The organism is Bradyrhizobium sp. 45 (genome assembly GCF_023073155.1).
Lineage (GTDB): Bacteria > Pseudomonadota > Alphaproteobacteria > Rhizobiales > Xanthobacteraceae > Bradyrhizobium > Bradyrhizobium canariense_D.
On sequence record NZ_JADPIX010000130.1, the window covers coordinates 32,713 to 51,074 of the forward strand.

21 protein-coding genes are annotated in these 18,362 nt (G+C 61.5%); 13 read left to right on the top strand and 8 right to left on the bottom strand.

Annotation, left to right across the window (positions count from 1 at the left end; translation table 11 throughout):
* Positions 1-663: 663 nt before the first annotated feature.
* The 6 genes from IVB42_RS28875 to IVB42_RS28900 all read right to left on the bottom strand — a co-directional run bounded on the left by IVB42_RS28875 (position 664) and on the right by IVB42_RS28900 (position 5,995).
* Positions 664-1,281 carry an NYN domain-containing protein gene (locus IVB42_RS28875; RefSeq protein ID WP_247471523.1) on the bottom strand — a complete coding sequence of 206 codons (618 nt, stop codon included), beginning with the start codon at positions 1,279-1,281 and terminating at the stop codon, positions 664-666.
* A 441-nt stretch (positions 1,282-1,722) separates the two neighbouring features.
* Positions 1,723-2,238, bottom strand: coding sequence for a hypothetical protein (locus tag IVB42_RS28880; protein WP_247367233.1), 516 nt, complete (start codon positions 2,236-2,238; stop codon positions 1,723-1,725).
* A 19-nt stretch (positions 2,239-2,257) separates the two neighbouring features.
* Positions 2,258-2,524, bottom strand: a complete 267-nt coding sequence (locus tag IVB42_RS28885; protein WP_247376622.1) for a DUF2939 domain-containing protein — start codon at positions 2,522-2,524, stop codon at positions 2,258-2,260.
* A gap of 506 nt (positions 2,525-3,030) precedes the next feature.
* Positions 3,031-4,008, bottom strand: a complete 978-nt coding sequence (locus IVB42_RS28890) for an aminotransferase class I/II-fold pyridoxal phosphate-dependent enzyme (RefSeq protein WP_345947053.1) — start codon at positions 4,006-4,008, stop codon at positions 3,031-3,033.
* Between the two features lie 327 nt (positions 4,009-4,335).
* Positions 4,336-5,319, bottom strand: a complete 984-nt coding sequence (locus IVB42_RS28895) for an MDR family oxidoreductase (protein WP_247471526.1) — start codon at positions 5,317-5,319, stop codon at positions 4,336-4,338.
* A 13-nt stretch (positions 5,320-5,332) separates the two neighbouring features.
* A complete protein-coding gene (locus IVB42_RS28900; protein ID WP_247367219.1) occupies positions 5,333-5,995 on the bottom strand; it encodes a TetR/AcrR family transcriptional regulator in 663 nt (220 codons plus the stop codon).
* A gap of 236 nt (positions 5,996-6,231) precedes the next feature.
* On the opposite strand from IVB42_RS28900, the gene IVB42_RS28905 reads away from it, so the two are divergent.
* The 12 genes from IVB42_RS28905 (at position 6,232) to IVB42_RS28960 (ending at position 16,799) form a co-directional block, all read left to right on the top strand.
* The gene (locus IVB42_RS28905; protein ID WP_247442312.1) at positions 6,232-7,227 is read left to right on the top strand and encodes a tripartite tricarboxylate transporter substrate binding protein; all 996 of its coding nucleotides are present in this window, start codon (positions 6,232-6,234) and stop codon (positions 7,225-7,227) included.
* An 18-nt stretch (positions 7,228-7,245) separates the two neighbouring features.
* A complete protein-coding gene (locus IVB42_RS42350; RefSeq protein ID WP_247471529.1) occupies positions 7,246-8,424 on the top strand; it encodes an acyl-CoA dehydrogenase family protein in 1,179 nt (392 codons plus the stop codon).
* A 19-nt stretch (positions 8,425-8,443) separates the two neighbouring features.
* Positions 8,444-9,106 (top strand): 3-oxoacid CoA-transferase subunit A, encoded by a 663-nt coding sequence (locus tag IVB42_RS28915; protein ID WP_018456527.1) that lies wholly within the window; start codon positions 8,444-8,446, stop codon positions 9,104-9,106.
* Positions 9,103-9,780 (top strand): 3-oxoacid CoA-transferase subunit B, encoded by a 678-nt coding sequence (locus IVB42_RS28920; protein WP_247337895.1) that lies wholly within the window; start codon positions 9,103-9,105, stop codon positions 9,778-9,780. The genes IVB42_RS28915 and IVB42_RS28920 overlap by 4 nt, the downstream gene beginning before the upstream one ends.
* Positions 9,777-11,420 carry a thiamine pyrophosphate-dependent enzyme gene (locus IVB42_RS28925; RefSeq protein ID WP_247471531.1) on the top strand — a complete coding sequence of 548 codons (1,644 nt, stop codon included), beginning with the start codon at positions 9,777-9,779 and terminating at the stop codon, positions 11,418-11,420. The genes IVB42_RS28920 and IVB42_RS28925 overlap by 4 nt, the downstream gene beginning before the upstream one ends.
* A gap of 32 nt (positions 11,421-11,452) precedes the next feature.
* On the top strand, positions 11,453-11,965 hold the full coding sequence (locus IVB42_RS28930; protein ID WP_247282255.1) for an MOSC domain-containing protein: 513 nt from the start codon (positions 11,453-11,455) through the stop codon (positions 11,963-11,965).
* Positions 11,966-12,916 (top strand): PDR/VanB family oxidoreductase, encoded by a 951-nt coding sequence (locus tag IVB42_RS28935; RefSeq protein WP_247402292.1) that lies wholly within the window; start codon positions 11,966-11,968, stop codon positions 12,914-12,916.
* Positions 12,917-13,003: 87 nt separating this feature from the next.
* Positions 13,004-13,537 carry an XRE family transcriptional regulator gene (locus IVB42_RS28940; protein ID WP_256464743.1) on the top strand — a complete coding sequence of 178 codons (534 nt, stop codon included), beginning with the start codon at positions 13,004-13,006 and terminating at the stop codon, positions 13,535-13,537.
* A 10-nt stretch (positions 13,538-13,547) separates the two neighbouring features.
* Positions 13,548-14,015 carry a tripartite tricarboxylate transporter TctB family protein gene (locus IVB42_RS28945; protein WP_247471534.1) on the top strand — a complete coding sequence of 156 codons (468 nt, stop codon included), beginning with the start codon at positions 13,548-13,550 and terminating at the stop codon, positions 14,013-14,015.
* Positions 14,016-15,569, top strand: a complete 1,554-nt coding sequence (locus tag IVB42_RS28950; RefSeq protein ID WP_247385370.1) for a tripartite tricarboxylate transporter permease — start codon at positions 14,016-14,018, stop codon at positions 15,567-15,569.
* A gap of 367 nt (positions 15,570-15,936) precedes the next feature.
* Positions 15,937-16,089: a rubredoxin gene (locus tag IVB42_RS28955; RefSeq protein ID WP_039799797.1), complete on the top strand. Its 153-nt coding sequence runs from the start codon at positions 15,937-15,939 to the stop codon at positions 16,087-16,089.
* A 65-nt stretch (positions 16,090-16,154) separates the two neighbouring features.
* The gene (locus tag IVB42_RS28960; RefSeq protein ID WP_018456537.1) at positions 16,155-16,799 is read left to right on the top strand and encodes an FMN-binding negative transcriptional regulator; all 645 of its coding nucleotides are present in this window, start codon (positions 16,155-16,157) and stop codon (positions 16,797-16,799) included.
* 529 nt (positions 16,800-17,328) lie between these two features.
* On the opposite strand, the gene IVB42_RS28965 is transcribed toward IVB42_RS28960, so the two are convergent.
* Both IVB42_RS28965 and IVB42_RS28970 read right to left on the bottom strand, forming a co-directional pair.
* Positions 17,329-17,490 (bottom strand): hypothetical protein, encoded by a 162-nt coding sequence (locus IVB42_RS28965; protein ID WP_247360206.1) that lies wholly within the window; start codon positions 17,488-17,490, stop codon positions 17,329-17,331.
* Between the two features lie 46 nt (positions 17,491-17,536).
* Positions 17,537-17,896 (bottom strand): hypothetical protein, encoded by a 360-nt coding sequence (locus tag IVB42_RS28970; RefSeq protein ID WP_018456539.1) that lies wholly within the window; start codon positions 17,894-17,896, stop codon positions 17,537-17,539.
* A gap of 88 nt (positions 17,897-17,984) precedes the next feature.
* On the opposite strand from IVB42_RS28970, the gene IVB42_RS28975 reads away from it, so the two are divergent.
* Positions 17,985-18,155, top strand: coding sequence for a hypothetical protein (locus IVB42_RS28975; RefSeq protein ID WP_018456540.1), 171 nt, complete (start codon positions 17,985-17,987; stop codon positions 18,153-18,155).
* Positions 18,156-18,362 lie beyond the last annotated feature (207 nt).

Genomic DNA, 18,362 nt, shown 5'->3' on the forward strand with positions numbered 1-18,362 from the left:
GGAAAGAAGCGGACGCTTCTTTAGCAGTTCGTGCTCACGTAGCGACGATGCTGCAGGCCGGCCGAGTGCCGATGTGGCTCGCCGGTCCTTCTCGAACAAGTCCAGAAGTTGGCCGGCGGTGTCAGTTGCCTGCGTAGCGGTTTCGACAAGGCCTTCAAGGAAAAACAAAATCCAGCTATGCCAATCGCCGGTCTCGCGGACGCTCTGGAGGAGTTCGTAGTACCGCTTCCGGTGAGCCTTGAAACCTTGAAATAGAGGCTGAGATAAAGCTCTGGCTCCTTGAGCGCGCCCGCTTCGCAGAGCAGGAAGGTGATGAGCAGGCGGCCAAGGCGACCAGTGCCGTCCAAGAAGGGATGGATCGTTTCAAACTGGACGTGCGCTAGATGTGGCTTTGATCAGAAGGGGAATACCCGATGCTCTGCATGAAAAGAACGCTCCAGTGGGCGACCTAGCAAGGGGGATGCCTGGGCGCTGACATAGAAAGTCAGAACCGATGCCAATTCTTGGCACGACTTATGCTCGGGACTTGCCACCGGGATTTTGCTCATCCCCCGGGGCTGGGAAGCCGCCGCCTGCGATTATTCAAGCAGGCGGCGTTTTTTCTTCTGAAATCGATCGTGATTAACCTGCTCAAATTGATCGAAACACGCGCGCCTTAGCAGTCTAATCGTGTGGGTCGTTTCCTTTCGGCTCTTGCAAGAATTTCGGCAGGTGTGCACGCGCTTCGCGGTCACGCGGAGCGGGGCGTTCGGACGGATCGCGGCCGAGCTTGGACTGCAGCTCGACGAGGTCCGTGAAGACGTCAGCCTGGCGGCGCAGTTCGTCGGCGATCATCGGCGGCTGGCTGGCGATAGTGGAAATCACCGTGACCCGCACGCCCCGACGCTGAACCGCCTCGACCAGGGAGCGGAAGTCGCCGTCACCCGAGAACAGCACCATCTGGTCGATGTGCTCGGCGAGTTCCATGGCATCCACGGCGAGCTCGATGTCCATGTTGCCCTTGACCTTGCGGCGGCCGGAGGCGTCGATGAACTCCTTGGTCGCCTTGGTGACCACGGTGTAGCCGTTGTAGTCGAGCCAATCGATCAGCGGTCGGATCGAGGAGTACTCCTGATCCTCGATGATGGCGGTGTAATAGAACGCTCGCGTCAGCGTCCCGCGGCTCTGAAACTCATTCAGCAGGCGCTTGTAATCGATGTCGAAGCCGAGAGTTTTCGCCGTCGCGTAGAGATTGGCTCCATCGATGAAGAGCGCGATCTTGTCCGTAGAGGAAGGTGACATTCGATTCACGCCTTCAGTGGAGCAGCTCGGAGCAAGCCTGGAAGCATCTCGGATACGCGATGCGCACGGGCGGTCGCATTCTATATAGATCACTACCGGAGATCGTCGAGTAGACGGACGCTTAACCTTCTACTTTTTTCAAATGGTATCACGCCTTGGAAACCCGACATTAGCCGAAAGTTGGGCTGTCAGATTTGTAATGTGTCTTGTCTATTTCCAGGTCCTTATTTCGGGGTGCTCGCGCCATGAGAGTTGGCGATTTTGCTCTCTTTGATCTTTGGATTGATCGGCGCGGCCGCGGCTGGCGGTGGTCTGTTTCGAGTCCATCCGGAAACCTTTTGTTGGTCGGAAGGGAGAGAAGCCGGTCCGCAGCGCGTTACATGGCTTCTCGAGCCATATTCCAGTTGCTGCTGACCGCTCCTTATCGCAACGGAATGAGATCTAAAGATAGGTCGGCACGGTGGCATCGACCTGAATGCCAGCAAGGGCTTTCGGAGGTGCATCGCCTGGGCCGAGACGGACATCCCGGCCATTGAGGCGGGTCTGCAGACGCCGTCGGAGCGGGTGACCGGATAGAAGCGGGGTGCCACGGAGACCTTGAAGGACTGGTCCACCGAGCAGACCGGCCACCCGAACGAGATTCCGAAAGCGCTTCGTCGCAAGCCTCATCGCCGGGAGCCGGTCCACGATGTTGGTGAGAACCTTCGGTGGCAGCCCGCTGCCAGAAAGCTTCCAAGTTGGCCCTTCAAGATGCATGCTGATGCTGCCTGCCTCCTGGCCTCCCCCAAGCCGCAATGCAGACTCGACGGGCTTCACAAAGGTGATCCGTCCGGCCAAGGCAAAGATGTTCGAGATGTCGAACTCGGCCAGTGACCACATCGTTCCGAAAGTGAAGTTCTCCGCCGCGTTGCGAACAGGCCCGCTTTTCAGAAGTAGCGACAGGTTTTCCGGCGTCATGAGCTTGGCTGCCAGATCATCAGCGATTCGTTGCACCAAATGCGTTGATGGCTATTCGCTCGATCGGTCGCAGCAGGCGTTTTTGTCCGAGCCGGTCCAGGTAGGCCGTCATCACCTGGTCAACGATGGAATGGCGGACGCGGGGCATATCCGTCCGAGCCACGATTTTCGCAATATCGTCACCCCGGACGGCGGAAACCAAACCCACCAGCGAAACGAAAGCCGATCCGCCATAGATTCCTACACAGACCAGGACGGCCAAGACGACGCCGATCAGCCATTTCATGGAATTGCAATGGAGCCAAATGAGCTTTGTTCCAAGGCCCGCGCGCCGGACGCTCGTTAACAGTCGCCAAAGGCACTCACTAGACCAATCGAAATGAGAACGACCGCAAGGCACGTCCATAAGGCTGGCGAGCTGGAGCCGATACCGGCAATAAAGATCCCGACGCCGAGGACGGCGATGAATACCGAGATCGCATAGGCAACCGCTTTATCCATTGGTCTGAGGGAGGCTTTATGGGCATGCGACTCTCTGGATGTCGAAATGTTCCTATTGAGCGGCCGGCTTCAAACCAAAGGACTGGTGCGGGATTTGACCGGCGGTTTCCGACGTCCCTCTCGTCCGAGATGCGCCAGGCTGACACTCCGAAACAGACGGTCAGGAATACGGCCGTCACCAACAGCGAGTTGCTAAACTTCCAAGTCGAGGCCTCTTACTGGCGGGCTCGAGTCCTGGCGGCGACGCAATCATCTTTGCCCTCTCCTTGACTTACGTTCGTTGCGGGCGACCTAGAGACGATTCAGGGACTGCTCAAGGTCGCCGAGCAAATCTGCCTCGTCTTCCAGACCAACCGAGAGGCGAATCAGGTCATCTCCGACTCCCCTTTGCAGGCGCGCTTCGGGACGAACGGCGCGCCGGGCATGAACCAGGCTCGCGGGATGCATGATAAGCGTTTCAGCATCTCCGAGACTGACGGCAAGCGTAATGAGCTTGAGGTGGTCGAGAAAACAGCGGGCGGCATCAAAACCCCCGCGTAGACCAAAGGACAGCATTCCAGAGCCCGCTGACATTTGTCTCTTTGCGATTGCATGCCGCGGATGGGACGGCAGAAATGGATAATTCACCCACTCTACCGCCGAGTGGGCATCGAGCATGCGCGCAATCGCAAGTGCGTTGGACCCGTGGCGGTCCATTCGAAGAGGAAGCGTCTTGATCCCGCGCAAAATCAGAGAAGAAACCATCGGCGACATGACGGCACCGGTGATGTAGCGCAAGCCGCGATCACGTATTTTGTCGATCAACTCGGTCCGTCCCAGCAGAGCCCCTCCGAGAACGTCTCCATGCCCGCTGATATACTTGGTAAGGGAGTGGAGCACGATGTCCGCCCATTGGAGAGGCCTCTGCAGTGCGGGAGATGCAAATGTGCCGTCGACGATGACCAAGAGGCCGGCCCGCCGAGCACGTTGCGCAATGGCTTCGATGTCGAGCACGTCTCCTGTGGGATTGACCGGCGTCTCAAAGTAGATGGCTCTACTGCGAGATGTGAGAACAGTATCCAGATTGGCGGGGTCATTGAGATCGACAGGGATGGTCTTTATGCCGAAGCGCGGCAAGCCCTGTTCTGTCATGGTCGTCGTATTCGAATATAAGGTCCGATGGACGATGAGTTCGTCATCTTGGGATAGGAGCGAAAGTACCAGGGCGCCGAACGCGGCCATTCCCGAGGCCAGTACGACGGCGTCTTCGGCACCCTCCAAGTTTGCCAAATGGGATTCCAGCAATGCGGTCGTCGGATTGAACTCCCGACATACAGTTTGCCCCCCAATGCGGCCACCGCATCTAATTCGGCGACGCTGTCGAAGGCGAAGGTCGAGGTCATATGAATGGGATGGGATACCGCGCGAGAGTGATGGGCAGGGTCATACCCATGGTGGATCGCTCGCGTCGAGAACCCGAACGCAGGTTCATCCGTTCCAATTCCTTCCGAAGCAGCCATGTTTGGGGATCTCCCATTTTTGGACGAGCGGTCATTGCTTTCAGATTTGCCCCGAGGCGGACCGCCACGGCCGCATCGCTCTACTTTTCGGACGATGTCATCTATTGACGTTGACGACGGTGCGCCCGCGCACTTGGCCACTCATCAGGCCGCGAGCCGCGGCGACGACCTCATTCAGACCGATCTCGACCGCCGTCTTCTCCAGATCGGCTTCGGTTAGCAAGGAAGCGAGACGATCCCAGGCTTCGACGCGTTCTGCCTTCGAGCGGGTCACGCTGTTGATGCCGAACAGCGCCACTCCTCGCAGGATGAAGGGGGCGACGCTTGCGGGAAATTCCAATCCTTGCGCCATGCCGCACGCGGCGACCGCTCCGTCCGGTTTGATTCCGGCGCAAACATTGGCGAGCGTATGGCTGCCTACCGAGTCGATCGCGGCGATCCATCGTTCCTTCTGCAGCGGCTTGCCGGGCTGTGACAATTGTGACCGGTCGATGATCTCGGCAGCACCCAGGCTCTTGAGATAGGGCTCCTCGTCCGGTCGGCCGGTCGAAGCCACGACGCGGAAACCGAGCTTGTGGAGAAGCATGATTGCGATGCTGCCGACGCCTCCGCCGGCCCCGGTCACCAGCACGTCGCCCGCGCCTGGACGGATGCCATACTTCTCGAGGGCTACGACCGACAGCATCGCGGTATAGCCCGCGGTACCGATGATCATCGCGCGGCGGGAAGGCATCGAGGGCGGCAGCTTGATCAACCAATCGGCCTTGACCTTTGCTCGCTGCGCCAGGCCGCCCCAATGTTGTTCGCCGACACCCCAGCCGTTGAGAACTACCCGGTCCCCCGGCGTGAAGGTCGGGTCGGAGCTCGACGACACCACGCCAGCGAAGTCGATCCCGGGCACCAGCGGGAAGGATCTCACGATCGGGCCCTTGCCGGTAATCGCGAGTCCATCCTTGTAGTTCAGCGTGCTGAACTCGACTTCGATCGTCACCTCACCGTCGGGGAGGCGGCTGTCCGGTAATTCAGCGACGTCGGCGCGATATCCCCGCTCGTCCTTCTCGATCAACACGGCTTTGAACAACTCGAACTCCTCTTCACGATTTTCTTCTGGACCTGGCCTTCGGCTCGTCCGGACGCGGCAGGCCGGCGACGAAACCGGCGATGAAGGTATCGAGCGGGAGGCCGTTCTTGACGAGGCGCGCCCGCATCACCGCTCCCTCCCAGCCGATCCAGAAAAACTCAGCCAGGGCATCGCAGTCCGCGCTGCCGATCTCGCCAGCCTCGTATGCGCGTTCCAGGCAACGCGCCACCTTCCGCTGCCATCCTTTGACGATCTCGTCCAAGGCGGACCTGTAATCGTCGGGCAGCGCTTCGACCTCTTGGCTGAGGTTTCCGACGAGGCAGCCGCGCGTATAGCTGTATTTCGCCATGCCCGCTTTGGCGCCTTCGACGAAAGCTCGCATGCGCGCCAACGGCGCAAGCCTTCCGTCGTCCAGGGCGCGGTCCAGCTTGTGTCGGAAGAAGGAGTCGTAGGCCTTCATGATTTCGCGGCCGTAGTCGGCCTTGCTTTCGAAGTAGTGGTAGAACGAACCCTTTGGCACGGTGGCGCGGCGCAGCAGCGCGTCCAGGCCCGTAGCTGCAAAACCTTGTTGGGTCATCACCTCCATTCCGCAGCGGATCAGAACGTCGCGGGTCGGCGCATAGCCGACTTGATTTCGGCCCTGCCCATTGCGGTGGTTGTCTGTAGATTTCGCCATTTTGTGTTCTCTGTAGACCGATCGTCTAGAACACAACGATGGGGTTTGGCAACCCTGGAAGGTCGGGCTGCCGGGCGCGACATTTGGCCTAGGTGTGGTGCAGCATGCCTGATGCACGCTTTTTCCGCAGCGTTTGCCCGCTCAATGTGCGCCTCTGGGTCGGGTCACGATGGTTTCACACTTGACACAAAGTGTCCTTGGCTTGAAGGTGGGTCGTCCTTCGAGGGAGGTGCTGCATGTTTCGATCTTTGCGAAAAAGAGCGTTGATGGCCGCCGGCGCCGCCATTCTTTGTCTCGGCTTTATTGCTGAGCCGGCCGATGCGGCCGATGCCTATCCCTCGACCACGATCAAGCTGGTCGTCGGATTCCCGGCTGGAGGCCCGACTGACATCATTGGCCGCGTCATCGGCCGTCTCCTCTCGAAGGAGTTGAACCAGACCGTCATCGTCGAGAACAATGGTGGTGCCGGCGGAATGATCGCCGCGTCAAACGTCTCCCGCGCGAAGCCCGACGGGTACACGCTTCTCGTCGCGGTGGAGTCCTCGAATACTCGCGCCAAGGCACTCTATGCGTCCGTGCGCTACGATCAGCAGAATGGCTTCACCTACATTCGCAAGGTCGCGAAGCAGCGGAATCTGCTCGTCGTGAGCCCGAAATTTCCTGTGGCCAGCGTTCCGGAACTGGTCGCCTATCTGAAGGCGCACCCTGGAGAAGTAAACTTCGGCGGTACGTTCGGGGCGACGTCCCATGTCGGCGGCACGCTGTTCGACATGGCCTATGATACGAAGATGACGTTCATCAATTATTCGGGCGGCAATCAACCGATCGTCGATTGCATGTCGGGCATCCTGCAGGTGGGCTTCTTCACCGAAGCCACGATCGGCCAGCAGGTCAAGGCCGGCACCCTCAAGGCGCTAGCGGTGACGTCGGCCGAGCGGTCACCGGCCTTCCCGGATCTGCCGACAATCGAAGAGGCGGGCGGCAAGCCTATCGATATCTCCCCATGGTTCGGGATCGCGGGTCCGCCGGGCCTTCCGGCCGACGTCGTCGCCAAGATTGGCGCCGCCCTCGACAAGGCTTCGGGCGATCCGGAGTTCCTGAAGCAGTTGGAGACGATCGGCGCAACTCCGATCGCTGGTTCGACGGTGGAGACCTTCACGGCCGACGTCGGACAGGAAGAGGCCTACTGGAATAAGTGGGCTAAGGACATTGGGGCGCCTCTTCAGAAGTAGCTCGCCGAAGGATCTCCTGTGGACTTCTATCACCAGTACGACGTTCATCTCTCCGCCGAAGAGCGTGATCACGTGGCGAAGGCGCGGGCGTTCTGCGCCGGTACCTTCTCCGACAGCGTCTTCGCCGCGCACATGTCAGGTGACGCGTTCCCGCAGAAGTGGATCGCCGAGTGGGCCGCTCTCGGCATGCTGGGCCTCCAGGCCAAGCGCGCTCACGGTGGCTTGGAAGCGTCTTATCTGTGCAAAGTCCGCGTCGCGCAGGAAATGTCGCACCACGGGTTTGCGGCAGCGTTCTGCCTGAACCACCATCAAGGCGGAGCGACGCGCCTATCACAAACCGGTACGTCGATCCAGATCGAGCGTCTGCTGCAGCCCGCGTTGCGCGGCGAGCTTCTTCTGACAACCGCCATGACGGAGCCAGCCGGTGGCAGCGATGTCTCCGCCCTGACCACCACCGCGGTTCCAGTCAACGGCGGCTGGGCTCTGAGCGGCACCAAGGCGTGGATGACCGACGGCCTGCTGGTCGGTGGTCTGATCGTCCTGGCCCGCGTCCGAGACGCTGCGGGGGCGGGTGAGATCGCCAGCTTTTACGTGCCCTTCGGCCAAGCCGAGACGGTGAAGCGCACCGAGATCGTCGTTCCCGGAGCGCGTTCCTTCCGTCTGGCCGAAGTGGCCTTCGACGCTCACTTCATTCCCGATTGGTGTCTGATCGCAGCGCCGGGCGCCGCGCTCAAGGCATCGATGGCGTCGGTCAACGCGGCCCGCGTTCACGTGGCCGCCATGTGCGTCGCGACTCTGTATGCGGCGCTGTGCGAGGCGGTGGACTACTGCGAAGGCCGGCAGGCCTTTGGAAAGCCGCTGACCGAACATCAGGGCCTGCGCTGGGAGCTGGCGGAGGTGTCGGTCCGGCTTGAGGCCGCGAACGCGCTCGTCTTCCGCGCCGCCGAGCAGATACAGACCGGGGGAAATCCGGTCGCCCTCGCTGCGCAAGCCAAGAAGTTCGCTGTCGACACCGCGCTTTGGGGCATCGATCAGTGCGTCCGGATCGTCGGCGCGACGGGCGCCGGCGCAGCCCACCGCCTGAACATGCATTTCGCCGAGGTCCGGATGGCGGCCTACGCCGACGGCACCAACGAGATGCTGCTCGACCGGGTGGGCCGTGGCCTGTCAACGACGTACCTCAAATCAATCCCGTAGCAGAGACGGCGGATTTACGATGCGCAACGTAGTGGTTGAAGACGCGGCGGCGGCCGTGGAAGGCATCAAGGACGGCGACGCCGTCATGATGGGCGGGTTCGGCGGAGCGGGGCTTCCGCTCGGAGTGGTCAAGGCGGTGCTCGACCGGGGCGTCCGCGACCTGACGCTGATATCGAACAACGCCGGCTCCACGGAGGACGATCTGTCGCTGTGGTTCGAAGCCAGGATCGTTCGCAAGATCGTCTGCTCCTATCCGCGCAGCGCCAAGCAGTTCGCCGAACAATATCGTGCCGGCACGGTCGAGCTCGAACTCGTTCCGCAGGGCACGTTGGTGGAGCGCATCCGGGCGGGCGGCGCCGGTCTCGGCGGCTTCCTTTCTCCCGTCGGCGTCGGGACGGTATTCGCTGACGGCAAGGAGAAGATCGTCGTCGACGGGCGCGAATTTATTCTTGAGCTACCGCTTCATGCAGATTTCGCTTTCGTCAAAGGTCATCTCGCCGACACGCTCGGCAACGTCACCTACAACAAGACGGCGCGCAACCACTGCGCGGTGATGGCGACCGCCGGCCGGACGGTCGCCGTGGAAGTCGACCGCGTGGTCAACGTCGGCGATTTGGATCCGGAAGCCATAGTCACTCCATGCATCTTCGTCGATCGCGTTTTCGCAAGGAGCTCCCGATGACACCGCTTGCACGCGATGCGCTGGCGCGCATGGTCGCACTTCATCTGCCGCAGGAAGGATTCGTCAATCTCGGTATCGGCGCCCCGACGCACGTCGCCGACTACCTGCCGGAGGGGTCTGGCGTGATCCTTCACAGCGAGAACGGCGTCCTCAACGTAGGTCCGAAGCCGGCGGCGGGCGAAGAGGACTGGGATCTCATCAATGCAGGGAAGATGCCCATCTCGATCCGGACCGGCGGTTCCTACTTCGACTCCAGCCTCTCGTTCGCGATGATGCGAGGCGGTCATCTCGACGTGGCCGTGCTCGGCGCCTTTCAGGTGTCCAAGAGTGGTGATCTCGCCAACTGGACGACGGGTGACAACGGGTCTCCGCCCGGCATCGGCGGAGCCATCGATCTGGCGGTCGGCGCCAAGTCGATCTGGGTAATGATGGACCACACCACCAAGGATGGCCGCTCCCGCATCGTGGAGCGATGTGGATATCCGCTCACGGCGCGCGGAGTGGTGACCCGCATCTTCACCAACCTCTGCATCATCGACGTAGCCGAGGACGGCCTGACCGTTCGGGCCCTACTCGACGGCCTCGCGATCGAGGCGCTGCGAGATCGGACGGAGGCGCCACTGCGCGTGCTGGGTGATCCCCTGACCATCAGGCAGGACGGGAGCGTCGCATGACCTATCGCGTCGCGGAACTCGTCGCGGACTGTCTCGTCGCGCACGGGGTGGACAGGGCCTTCGGCGTCCCGGGAGAAAGCTTTCTGGCGCTGCTGGACGCGCTGCGCGACCGTAACGATTTCGATCTGGTGACCTGCCGGCACGAAGGAAGCGCGAGCCTCGCGGCGGTCGCTGACGCCAAACTCACAGGGCGCGCAGGCGTCGTGATGACGAGCCGTGGTCCGGGCGCCTTCAACGCCGCGCTCGGACTTCACGTCGCGGCGCAGGAGGCGATTCCGCTGGTGATGCTGGTCGGTCAGGTCGATCGTCCGAACCTCGCAAGGGACGCGGTGCAGGAGATCGACTGCGGCCGATCTTTCGATGGCGTGCTGAAGTGGTCGGTGCGTCTGAACTCGGCGGATCTCGTTCCAGAGATGATGGCCCGCGCGTTCGCCGTGGCCCATGCGGGAACGCCAGGTCCCGTCGCCATCGAACTGCCGGAAGATCTCCTTGAAGACCCGGCCGAGGGAATTGTGGCCACAGCCAACGGAGCTGTGCGTCCGGAGCCCGGTGCTGCGGCCATTGAACAGGCGAGGGCGGCGTTGACGGCGTCGGAGAGGCCGATCCTGCTCGTCGGCGGCGAATGCCGGACGGCATCGTTCCGCCAAGATCTGATCGCGTTTTCCGAGAAATGGAACGTGCCGGTCGTCACTATGAACAAAATGCAGGACCAGTTCCCGAACTCTCACCCGCTGTGGGCGGGTCAGTTCGGGTTCTTCACGTCTCAGCCTCATGTGAAACTGCTCGAACGCGCCGACCTCGTCGTTGCTGTCGGAACACGTCTGGGCGATCTGTCCTCGCTCGGCTTTGCGTTTCCGAGACAGGCCGAGCCTCGCCAGCCATTGGTCCATGTCTATCCAGATCCCGATGCGATCGGAAAGCGCGTCCGAACCGACGTCGCGGTCGTCTCTGGATCGCATGCATTCGTGTCGGCCATGCTCGCAGCTCCCGCGACGGCGCGGGCCTGCGCCGAGTGGTCCTCCGCGGCTGCCGCGGCGCGGACGGCCACGCATGGTTGGCCTCAGTTCGGCGTACCATCGGCGGACGTCTTCGGTCACGCGGTGGCGGCGATCGCCGCGCACTTCAGGCCCGATGGCATCGTCACGACGGATTCAGGCAATTTCGCCGGATGGGTCCATCGCATCTTCAGCCTCGAGCGGACCGCGCGGCTGCTCGGCTCGGCTTGCGGGGCGATGGGCAGTGGGGTCCCGTCCGGGCTCGCTGCCAGCCTTCGCTTTCCGGAGCGGCAGGTGGTTGCCTTCTGCGGAGACGGCGGCTTCCTGATGACGGGCAATGAGCTTGCGACGGCCGTCGCCAGAGGCGCGAACCTCACGATCGTCGTATCCAATAACCAGTCCTACGGGACCATCCGGTCGCACCAGGAGCGAGCCTTTCCAGATCGCCCCTACGGCACTGACCTCTCAAATCCCGACTTCGCTGCCTTGGCGCGTGCCTTCGGCGCGAAGGGATTCATTATCGAGGACGCGGAGAGTGCTCCGTCGACGGTCGCAGAGGCGATGACGACCAAGGGACCGGTCGTCATCGAGGTGCGATCAGACGTGCGCCAGACCCTTGACAAATCGCTCGCCGCATCACGTTGAGACCAGTTCGGATTAAGGCCCATGGAGAGAACATGATGGACGCGACCGCAATCGATGAGCCCGAGGTCACCATGTCCTGGCAGGGCGTCGTCCGCTTTTTGCACAAGACCCCGCGTGCCTTTTTGCCGATGCGCTCGTTTCCCTCGCTCGAGCTCGTCGCTGGACGCGGTATCGAGGGCGATCGATATTTCGCCGGCCACGAAACAGGATTCTACTCCCACAAGCCGGAGGAGGGGCGGCAGGTCACCCTGTTCGAGATGGAGACGCTCGAGGCCCTGCAACGCGACCACAAGATTGAGTTGCTGCCCGAGGAACATCGCCGGAACGTGACCGTCGAAGGCGTCCCGCTGAATCATCTCGTCGGCCGTCGCTTCCGGCTCGGAGAAGCGATTGTCGAGGCGACCCGCCTTTCAACGCCGTGCCGGCACATCGAGGAGATACTCGGCAAGTCCGTCTTCGATCCGTTGATCAACCGGTCGGGGCTGAACTGCAAGATCATCGCAGGGGGCACGCTACGCGTAGGCGACGCCGTGAGGCCGATCTAGATGGCGAAGGCGATCAAGACGGTCTCCACCGTCGTCTCGAAGGTCGAGGATCTCGGCAACGACACCAAGCGCTTCACGCTGGTCGACCAGGATGATTGGGAGCTGCCACCCTTTCGGGCCGGGGCCCATATCGACGTTCACCTGGACCAGGGTCTCGTCCGGACTTATTCGCTCTGCAATGAACCGGACGATGATCGGCGCTACGTGATCGCGGTGAAGCGCGAACGCGAAGGACGCGGCGGCTCGAACTTCCTGCACGATCGCGTGGAGGCGGGACAGCCGATTTCGGTCTCGCTGCCGCGCGGCGGGATCGCACTGGACCAGGAGGGAACGAACGTATTCCTCGCGGGAGGCATCGGTGTAACCCCGTTCATCTCCGCAATTCGGCATCTCGAACGACGAGGGCGCTCGAACTACGTGCTGCACTGGACCAGCCGCGGACGACCGGTCCTGACCGACATGATCGCGCCGGCAATCGGAGCAGGCCGTGTCCGCCTCTACGATACGACCGCGCAGGCCAAGCCCGTCATCGCCGAAATTGTCGGGGAATTTGCCAGATGTGGCCTAGCGGCCTGCTGCGGACCCGCAGCGATGCTGAAGGCTTTCGAAGATGCCGTCTCGGCCTGGCCGGAAGAGCGCAAACACATCGAAATGTTCACCCCGCCCAAGGCCATCGCCCGAAGCGACGTGCCTCCCTACGAGCTGTATCTGTCGGCGAGCCAGAAGCTTGCAACTGTCACGCCAGATGTTGGTCTTCTCGGAACGCTCGATGCCCTCGGCGTCGACGTCCCCGTGTCCTGCGGCGGCGGCATCTGTGGCGCCTGCCGCACGCGCTGGACCGAGGGGCCGCCCATCCATCGCGATCGCGTGCTTTCGCCTGCTGAGCGGCAGAATGAGCTCATCGTCTGCGTGGGCGATTGCGCCGGACAACGGCTAGTGCTGGATCTGTGATCAGTCGGCACCCGTTCTAAGGTTGGAACTATCGGTGATTTGGTGCGAGATCGATGCGGGCAATAACTTGGGAAAGAGCCGAGCGCAATGACACTCAACCTCAAATTCCTTCGCGTGCAGAGCGGCATGACGCTGGAGCAGCTTGCCGCCGATTCCGGTTTGACCCGCAGCTATCTTTCCAAGCTGGAACGCGGGCTCTCCTCTCCGTCGATAGGCTCCGCCCTCAAGATCGCCGCGGCTCTCGGAACGACCTTAGACCGCTTCTACGGCCAGCCGGACGACCACGACCCGATCACGATTGTCCGCGCGAAGAACGGGAAGGCCGGCGACGTCGACACGCACCTGTCGCTAGTCGCCGGTCTGGCTCCCGGCCGCACCATGCGCGCCTTTATCGTGCGACCGACCAAGACGGCGAAACGCGGTCGCATCATGAGTCACCACGAAGGTGAGGAAATCCTGTTCATTCTCTCCGGCCGGATCGAGCTCGTCATCGGAAAGCGCAAGGAAAATTTGAAGCCGGGCGATTGCGTCCAGTTCGACTCCACGATTCCGCACAAACTGACGCAGGTGTCTTCCGAACCAGCCTCGGCGCTCGTCGTGATAGCGACCAAAACCAACTAGAGGTGCCGATATGCCGATGATGCTGCGGAAGAAGGACTTCTACGCCGGGCTGCTCATGGTGCTGCTGGGCGCCGGGATAGGCGTCAACTCAGCAACATATTCGCTCGGGACCTTGGCGCACGTGGGACCGGGCATGTTTCCGTTGTTGCTCGGCCTCATGATGGTTCTCGTCGGAGCCCTGATCTTCGTCACCGGATTGGCGACGCCTCTCAAAGAGGGAGAGCGCGTCTTGCCCGCGGCGATGGAATGGCGTGGCTGGGCCTGCATCCTCGCGGGTCCTCTGATGTTCGTCCTCTTCGGCCTCTATTTCGGAATGGCCGCGGCCACCTTCATGTGCGTCTTCGTCTCCGCGCTCGGCGACAGGACCGCCACGCTGAAAGGATCAGCCGTCCTGGCCGCGGTCGTCGCGGTCGTCGGCTGCCTCCTCTTTTCCTACGTGCTCAAGGTTCCTTTCCCGCTGTACCGTTGGGGGTTTTAGATGTTCGCGAGCGCGCTTTCCGATCTCTGGTACGGCTTCGGTGTCGCTTTCGAGCCGCAGAATTTCATGTGGTGTTTTGTCGGCGTCCTCGTAGGTAACATGGTGGGCGTCCTGCCGGGAATGGGGCCACTCGCCACCATCTCGGTGCTGCTGCCGCTGACGTTCGGCATCAAGCCGGTCGGCGCCATCCTGATGCTGTCAGGAGTTTTCTATGGGGCCCAATACGGCGGCGCGATTTGTTCGATCCTGCTCAACTTACCGTGCCATCCGCCGCACGCGGTGACGTGCCTCGATGGGTTTCCGCTGACGAAGCAGGGCCGCGGCGGTGCGGCGCTCGGCATCACGGTCCTATCGTCGTTCGTCGGCGCTTCCTGGGGCATCCTGGAAATGATCTTTCTGGCTCCGGTGCTGGTGAAGGTCGCGCTGGAGTTCGGTCCAACTGAAATATGCTCGCTGATGCTTCTGGGCCTGCTCGCCGGTTCGACGCTGGCGAAAGGCTCGCCTCTCAAAGGCATCGCCATGACATTGCTCGGCCTGTTTCTAGGAATCGTGGGAACGGATGTCGAGACCGGCTCGGAGCGCTTCACCTTCGGCATCCCGAATCTCCTTGACGGCATCGAACTCGTCGGACTCGCTCTCGGCCTATTTGGTATCGCCGAGTTCATGAAGAGCGTGAACCAATACTCCGAGGTGAACACGCGCTATTCGAAAGTCGGTTTGCGCGATCTGCGCCCATCACGCGACGAACTGCGCCGTTCCATCCCTGCGATGTTGCGCGGCACCATCATCGGGAGCCTTTGCTCGCTCATTCCGGGAACGGGACCAACGATCGCTTCCTTTATCTCTTACGCAGCCGAGAAAAAGATTTCGAAGACGCCGGAGAAGTTCGGCACCGGCATGATCGAAGGCGTCGCCTGTCCAGAGGCGTCGACGCATTCGTCGGTTCAGGGCGACTTCATTCCGACAATGAGCCTTGGTATTCCCGGGGACGCAGTCATGGCGCTGATCCTGGGTGCGCTGATGATTCAGGGCATCGTACCCGGTCCGCAACTGATCAAAGAGCACCCCGACATCTTTTGGGGCCTGATCGCGAGCTTCTGGATCGGCAACGTCATGCTGGTCTTGCTCAACGTCCCGCTGATCGGGCTCTGGGTGAAGCTCCTCATGATTCCGTATAAATATCTCTATCCAAGCGCGCTGTTCTTCGTCGCGATCGGCGTCTACTCGACCAACAACGACATGTTCCAGGTCGGCGAGACCGTCGTCGTTGGATTGATCGGCTATCTACTCCTGCTGCTCGATTTCCACCCGGCCTCGATCCTGCTCGGCTTTGTCCTGGGGCCACGCTTGGAGGAGAACTTTCGCCGCTCGCTGCTGGTCTCGCGCGGCGACGCCATGATTTTCGTCGAGCGGCCGATCAGCGCGTTCTTTCTTTTTCTTTGCGTGACGCTTCTGGCGGCGCAGGTCTATGTGCGTTTGCGCAAGCCGAAGGCTCTTGCGGCGCACGACAATGCGGAGGGGAACGCCGTCTCGACCGCCCGGCCTGCCGAGTGAGCTTCATTCGTTCAAGAGCAGGTCGCTTCGCGGGCCAATAAAGACGACAGGCACTCCAGGCAACAAGAGCCCCAAGATGAGGCGTATCTCGACGAACGCGCTACCCGCGCGATGGCGCAGCATCGGCACGCCAGCAAACGCAAGGTGCAGGTGATGATCACGATCGGCGAAACAAAAGGAAGAGTAGTATCGCAGGCAAGATACTGGTCCGGTAAAACTGCAGTCATCTGGCACTGTTGGATAGGCCAGCCTTGCCCTAAACGGAGGTGATGAACCTGCCACAGGAATAGGGGAAGTTGTCATGAGCAACGAAACTGCTCACGTGAACACGGAAATCGCGGGCGATGCGCCTGTCTACAAGACCTGGATGTGTGCGCTGTGCGGGCTCATTTACAACGAGCGAGACGGATGGCCTGACGAGGGCATTCCGCCCGGCACCCGCTGGGAGGACGTGCCCGCAGATTGGATCTGCCCCGACTGTGGTGCTGGCAAGAGTGAATTCGAGATGACCGAGGTCTGAACCAAGCCTGTTGATGCTGCGCGACCTAAGGGTGCACAGCGTCCTGCAATGGCCAAGGAGTTGTCATGTACGTCCCTCCGCACTTCGTTGAGGCTCGCGCCGAGGTGCTTCACGATCTCATTGAAAATAATCCGCTCGGCATCCTCTTTACGAACGGGAAGAGTGGACTCGACGCGAATCATATTCCGTTCGAACTGCATGCGCACGAAGGTCAGCAGGGCGTGCTTCATTCGCATGTAGCTCGTGCGAACCCTGTTTGGCAGGATCTCGCCACCGGTGATGAGGTTCTGATCGTCTTCCGCGCCGCGGATGCCTACATCGCGCCGAACTGGTATCCGAGCAAGGTCGAGTTCAAGAAGCAGGTCCCGTCGTGGAACTACATGGTTGCGCATGTGTACGGACGTGTCACGATCCGCGATGATGAGCGTTACGTCCGCGGCATGGTCGCGCGCCTGACGCGCATTCATGAGGCGAAACAGGCCAATCCTTGGAAGATGACCGACAGCCCCAAGGACTACATCGACACGATGCTCAAGATGATCGTCGGCATCGAGATCGAGATCACACGCCTGGTCGGCAAGTCGAAGCTCAGCCAGAACAAAGAGGTCCGGGATATCGTCGGCGCCGGCAATGCCCTGAAGGCACAGGGCAACATGATCGGCGACGCGATGCTGGCCGTTGCCGCCGTCAAGGCGGAGCAGGCCTCATAGCCAGAGATCCCCAAAAAAGAGCATCGCGGCGACGCCGATCGTCGATACCGCAACGATCTCCGATCGAAACACCTCGGTTGACCTGCTCATTTTGGCGGCCTTGCGCTCCAACTGCAAGGCAGAGTGCAGCTCTTAGCAGGCAATCAGTTAAGGGCTATCGAATCTCTCAGCGGCCCTCGCATCGAATAGAGCGAGCGGAAGTGATCGGGTTGTCGACCCAGTTCGATATAGGTCTCCATGACACGCCGCAGCTGGGCCTCGCTGTTGGAATGTCGCGCGCGCAAGCCAGTCAATGGCGGGCTCTCCCTGAGTCGTCCTTTAGCTTCCGTGGTCATTCTCGCTGCAATTGTCTGCTCGTCCCTATCCTGCCGCAGCGGCCAGGGCGGCATTCGGTCGATTGGGCTACGGCCGTGTAGCTCAACTTCATACGGGAGGTCGCCTGTTCCCCGTTCTCGGACATCGGGCAGCGATCGCGTCACGAGCTGACCTGCTAATGCACGGCTTCTGACGGTTGCCCTGGCCACACCGTCTATTCCGGCACGTCAGCTCTCGGCCGCGGATGCACCCTCGCGTCAACCAAGACCTCGGTGATAGCGTCGCGGAGGCCGTCGCGATCCAGGATGCGGTGCAGCCAATCGACCGTGGTCTGCGCGTCGTCCTCGCGTGTCAGGTAGTTGGCCAGCGCGTTCATGGCGTCGTCATAGCTCTGCTCGAGGCGGCGGCCAGGGGCGCCATGCTCACACAGCTCCGCGCAGTGGAAGTGCCAGTTGGACAGCAAACGGCCGGGTAGCATTCGCTTCGATGAAGGCGCGCAGGGCTGGCGTGATCTCGGCGTTGCCCGCGGCGCGCTCACCAAGCTCATCTGCGACCTCGCTGGTGGCGTCGCGCGACCAGCCATCAACGGCGTTGAAAGCCACGATCCGGACCGGATAGGCGTACTGGCCCGTGATGAGGTCGCGGATGATCGTCTCGAAGTCGGTGTCCTGCTCGTCGGTCTCGCGCCATGAGCAGCCGGCCCGGGCACCGAAATCCTCCAGGACGAGGTAGATGTCCCGGTCGAGCCGATCCAGCGGCACGATGGACGGCGCATGACGCATGACGCAACTCCTACTGCGAGAAAGGCAATCCTGCTGACGGTCGTTCGTTCCGGGATCGGCTCGGCCCTGAGGGTGGCATTGCTGCGAGTTGCAGCGTCAAGCCGACTATCTCGACTCGACCGCTGACGAGCAGCCGTTCGACAACCGCGTCGCTGATCACCTTGGTGCCGAAGCGCCAGCCACCGCGCGGGCGACGTTCAAATGGGCCATGTTCAAGCAGACGCAGAAGATAGCGCAGGTTCGTCCGATCCATCATTGAGTAGCCTCGCCCCATTGCCGGCGGCGGGGATCGTCCTTTGACACGCGCCCAGAGTCAATCGTGGGCGGCACGATCATGGAGGTTGCAGCCGGAGTTTTGTCGCGGGCAGGCAAAACGTAGGTCTGCCATGTCACTGCGCGAACGGCCTCAAGAAGCCGCTTAACATTCAGGTGCTTGATCGGCATCAAGGTCAGCCCTGCCGATCCT

Bases quoted from the DNA above. Each gene is read 5' to 3' on its own strand.
- IVB42_RS28930 (WP_247282255.1), top strand. From the start codon at position 11,453: ATGATGGACGCGACCGCAATCGATGAGCCCGAGGTCACCATGTCCTGG.
- IVB42_RS28900 (WP_247367219.1), bottom strand. From the start codon at position 5,995: ATGGCGAAATCTACAGACAACCACCGCAATGGGCAGGGCCGAAATCAA.
- IVB42_RS28875 (WP_247471523.1), bottom strand. From the start codon at position 1,281: ATGTCACCTTCCTCTACGGACAAGATCGCGCTCTTCATCGATGGAGCC.
- IVB42_RS28925 (WP_247471531.1), top strand. From the start codon at position 9,777: ATGACCTATCGCGTCGCGGAACTCGTCGCGGACTGTCTCGTCGCGCAC.
- IVB42_RS28940 (WP_256464743.1), top strand. From the start codon at position 13,004: ATGACACTCAACCTCAAATTCCTTCGCGTGCAGAGCGGCATGACGCTG.
- IVB42_RS28905 (WP_247442312.1), top strand. From the start codon at position 6,232: ATGTTTCGATCTTTGCGAAAAAGAGCGTTGATGGCCGCCGGCGCCGCC.
- IVB42_RS28920 (WP_247337895.1), top strand. From the start codon at position 9,103: ATGACACCGCTTGCACGCGATGCGCTGGCGCGCATGGTCGCACTTCAT.
- IVB42_RS28915 (WP_018456527.1), top strand. From the start codon at position 8,444: ATGCGCAACGTAGTGGTTGAAGACGCGGCGGCGGCCGTGGAAGGCATC.
- IVB42_RS28880 (WP_247367233.1), bottom strand. From the start codon at position 2,238: ATGACGCCGGAAAACCTGTCGCTACTTCTGAAAAGCGGGCCTGTTCGC.
- IVB42_RS28885 (WP_247376622.1), bottom strand. From the start codon at position 2,524: ATGAAATGGCTGATCGGCGTCGTCTTGGCCGTCCTGGTCTGTGTAGGA.
- IVB42_RS28950 (WP_247385370.1), top strand. From the start codon at position 14,016: ATGTTCGCGAGCGCGCTTTCCGATCTCTGGTACGGCTTCGGTGTCGCT.
- IVB42_RS28945 (WP_247471534.1), top strand. From the start codon at position 13,548: ATGCCGATGATGCTGCGGAAGAAGGACTTCTACGCCGGGCTGCTCATG.
- IVB42_RS28935 (WP_247402292.1), top strand. From the start codon at position 11,966: ATGGCGAAGGCGATCAAGACGGTCTCCACCGTCGTCTCGAAGGTCGAG.
- IVB42_RS28965 (WP_247360206.1), bottom strand. From the start codon at position 17,490: ATGAACGCGCTGGCCAACTACCTGACACGCGAGGACGACGCGCAGACC.
- IVB42_RS28970 (WP_018456539.1), bottom strand. From the start codon at position 17,896: ATGCGTCATGCGCCGTCCATCGTGCCGCTGGATCGGCTCGACCGGGAC.
- IVB42_RS28955 (WP_039799797.1), top strand. From the start codon at position 15,937: ATGTGTGCGCTGTGCGGGCTCATTTACAACGAGCGAGACGGATGGCCT.
- IVB42_RS28960 (WP_018456537.1), top strand. From the start codon at position 16,155: ATGTACGTCCCTCCGCACTTCGTTGAGGCTCGCGCCGAGGTGCTTCAC.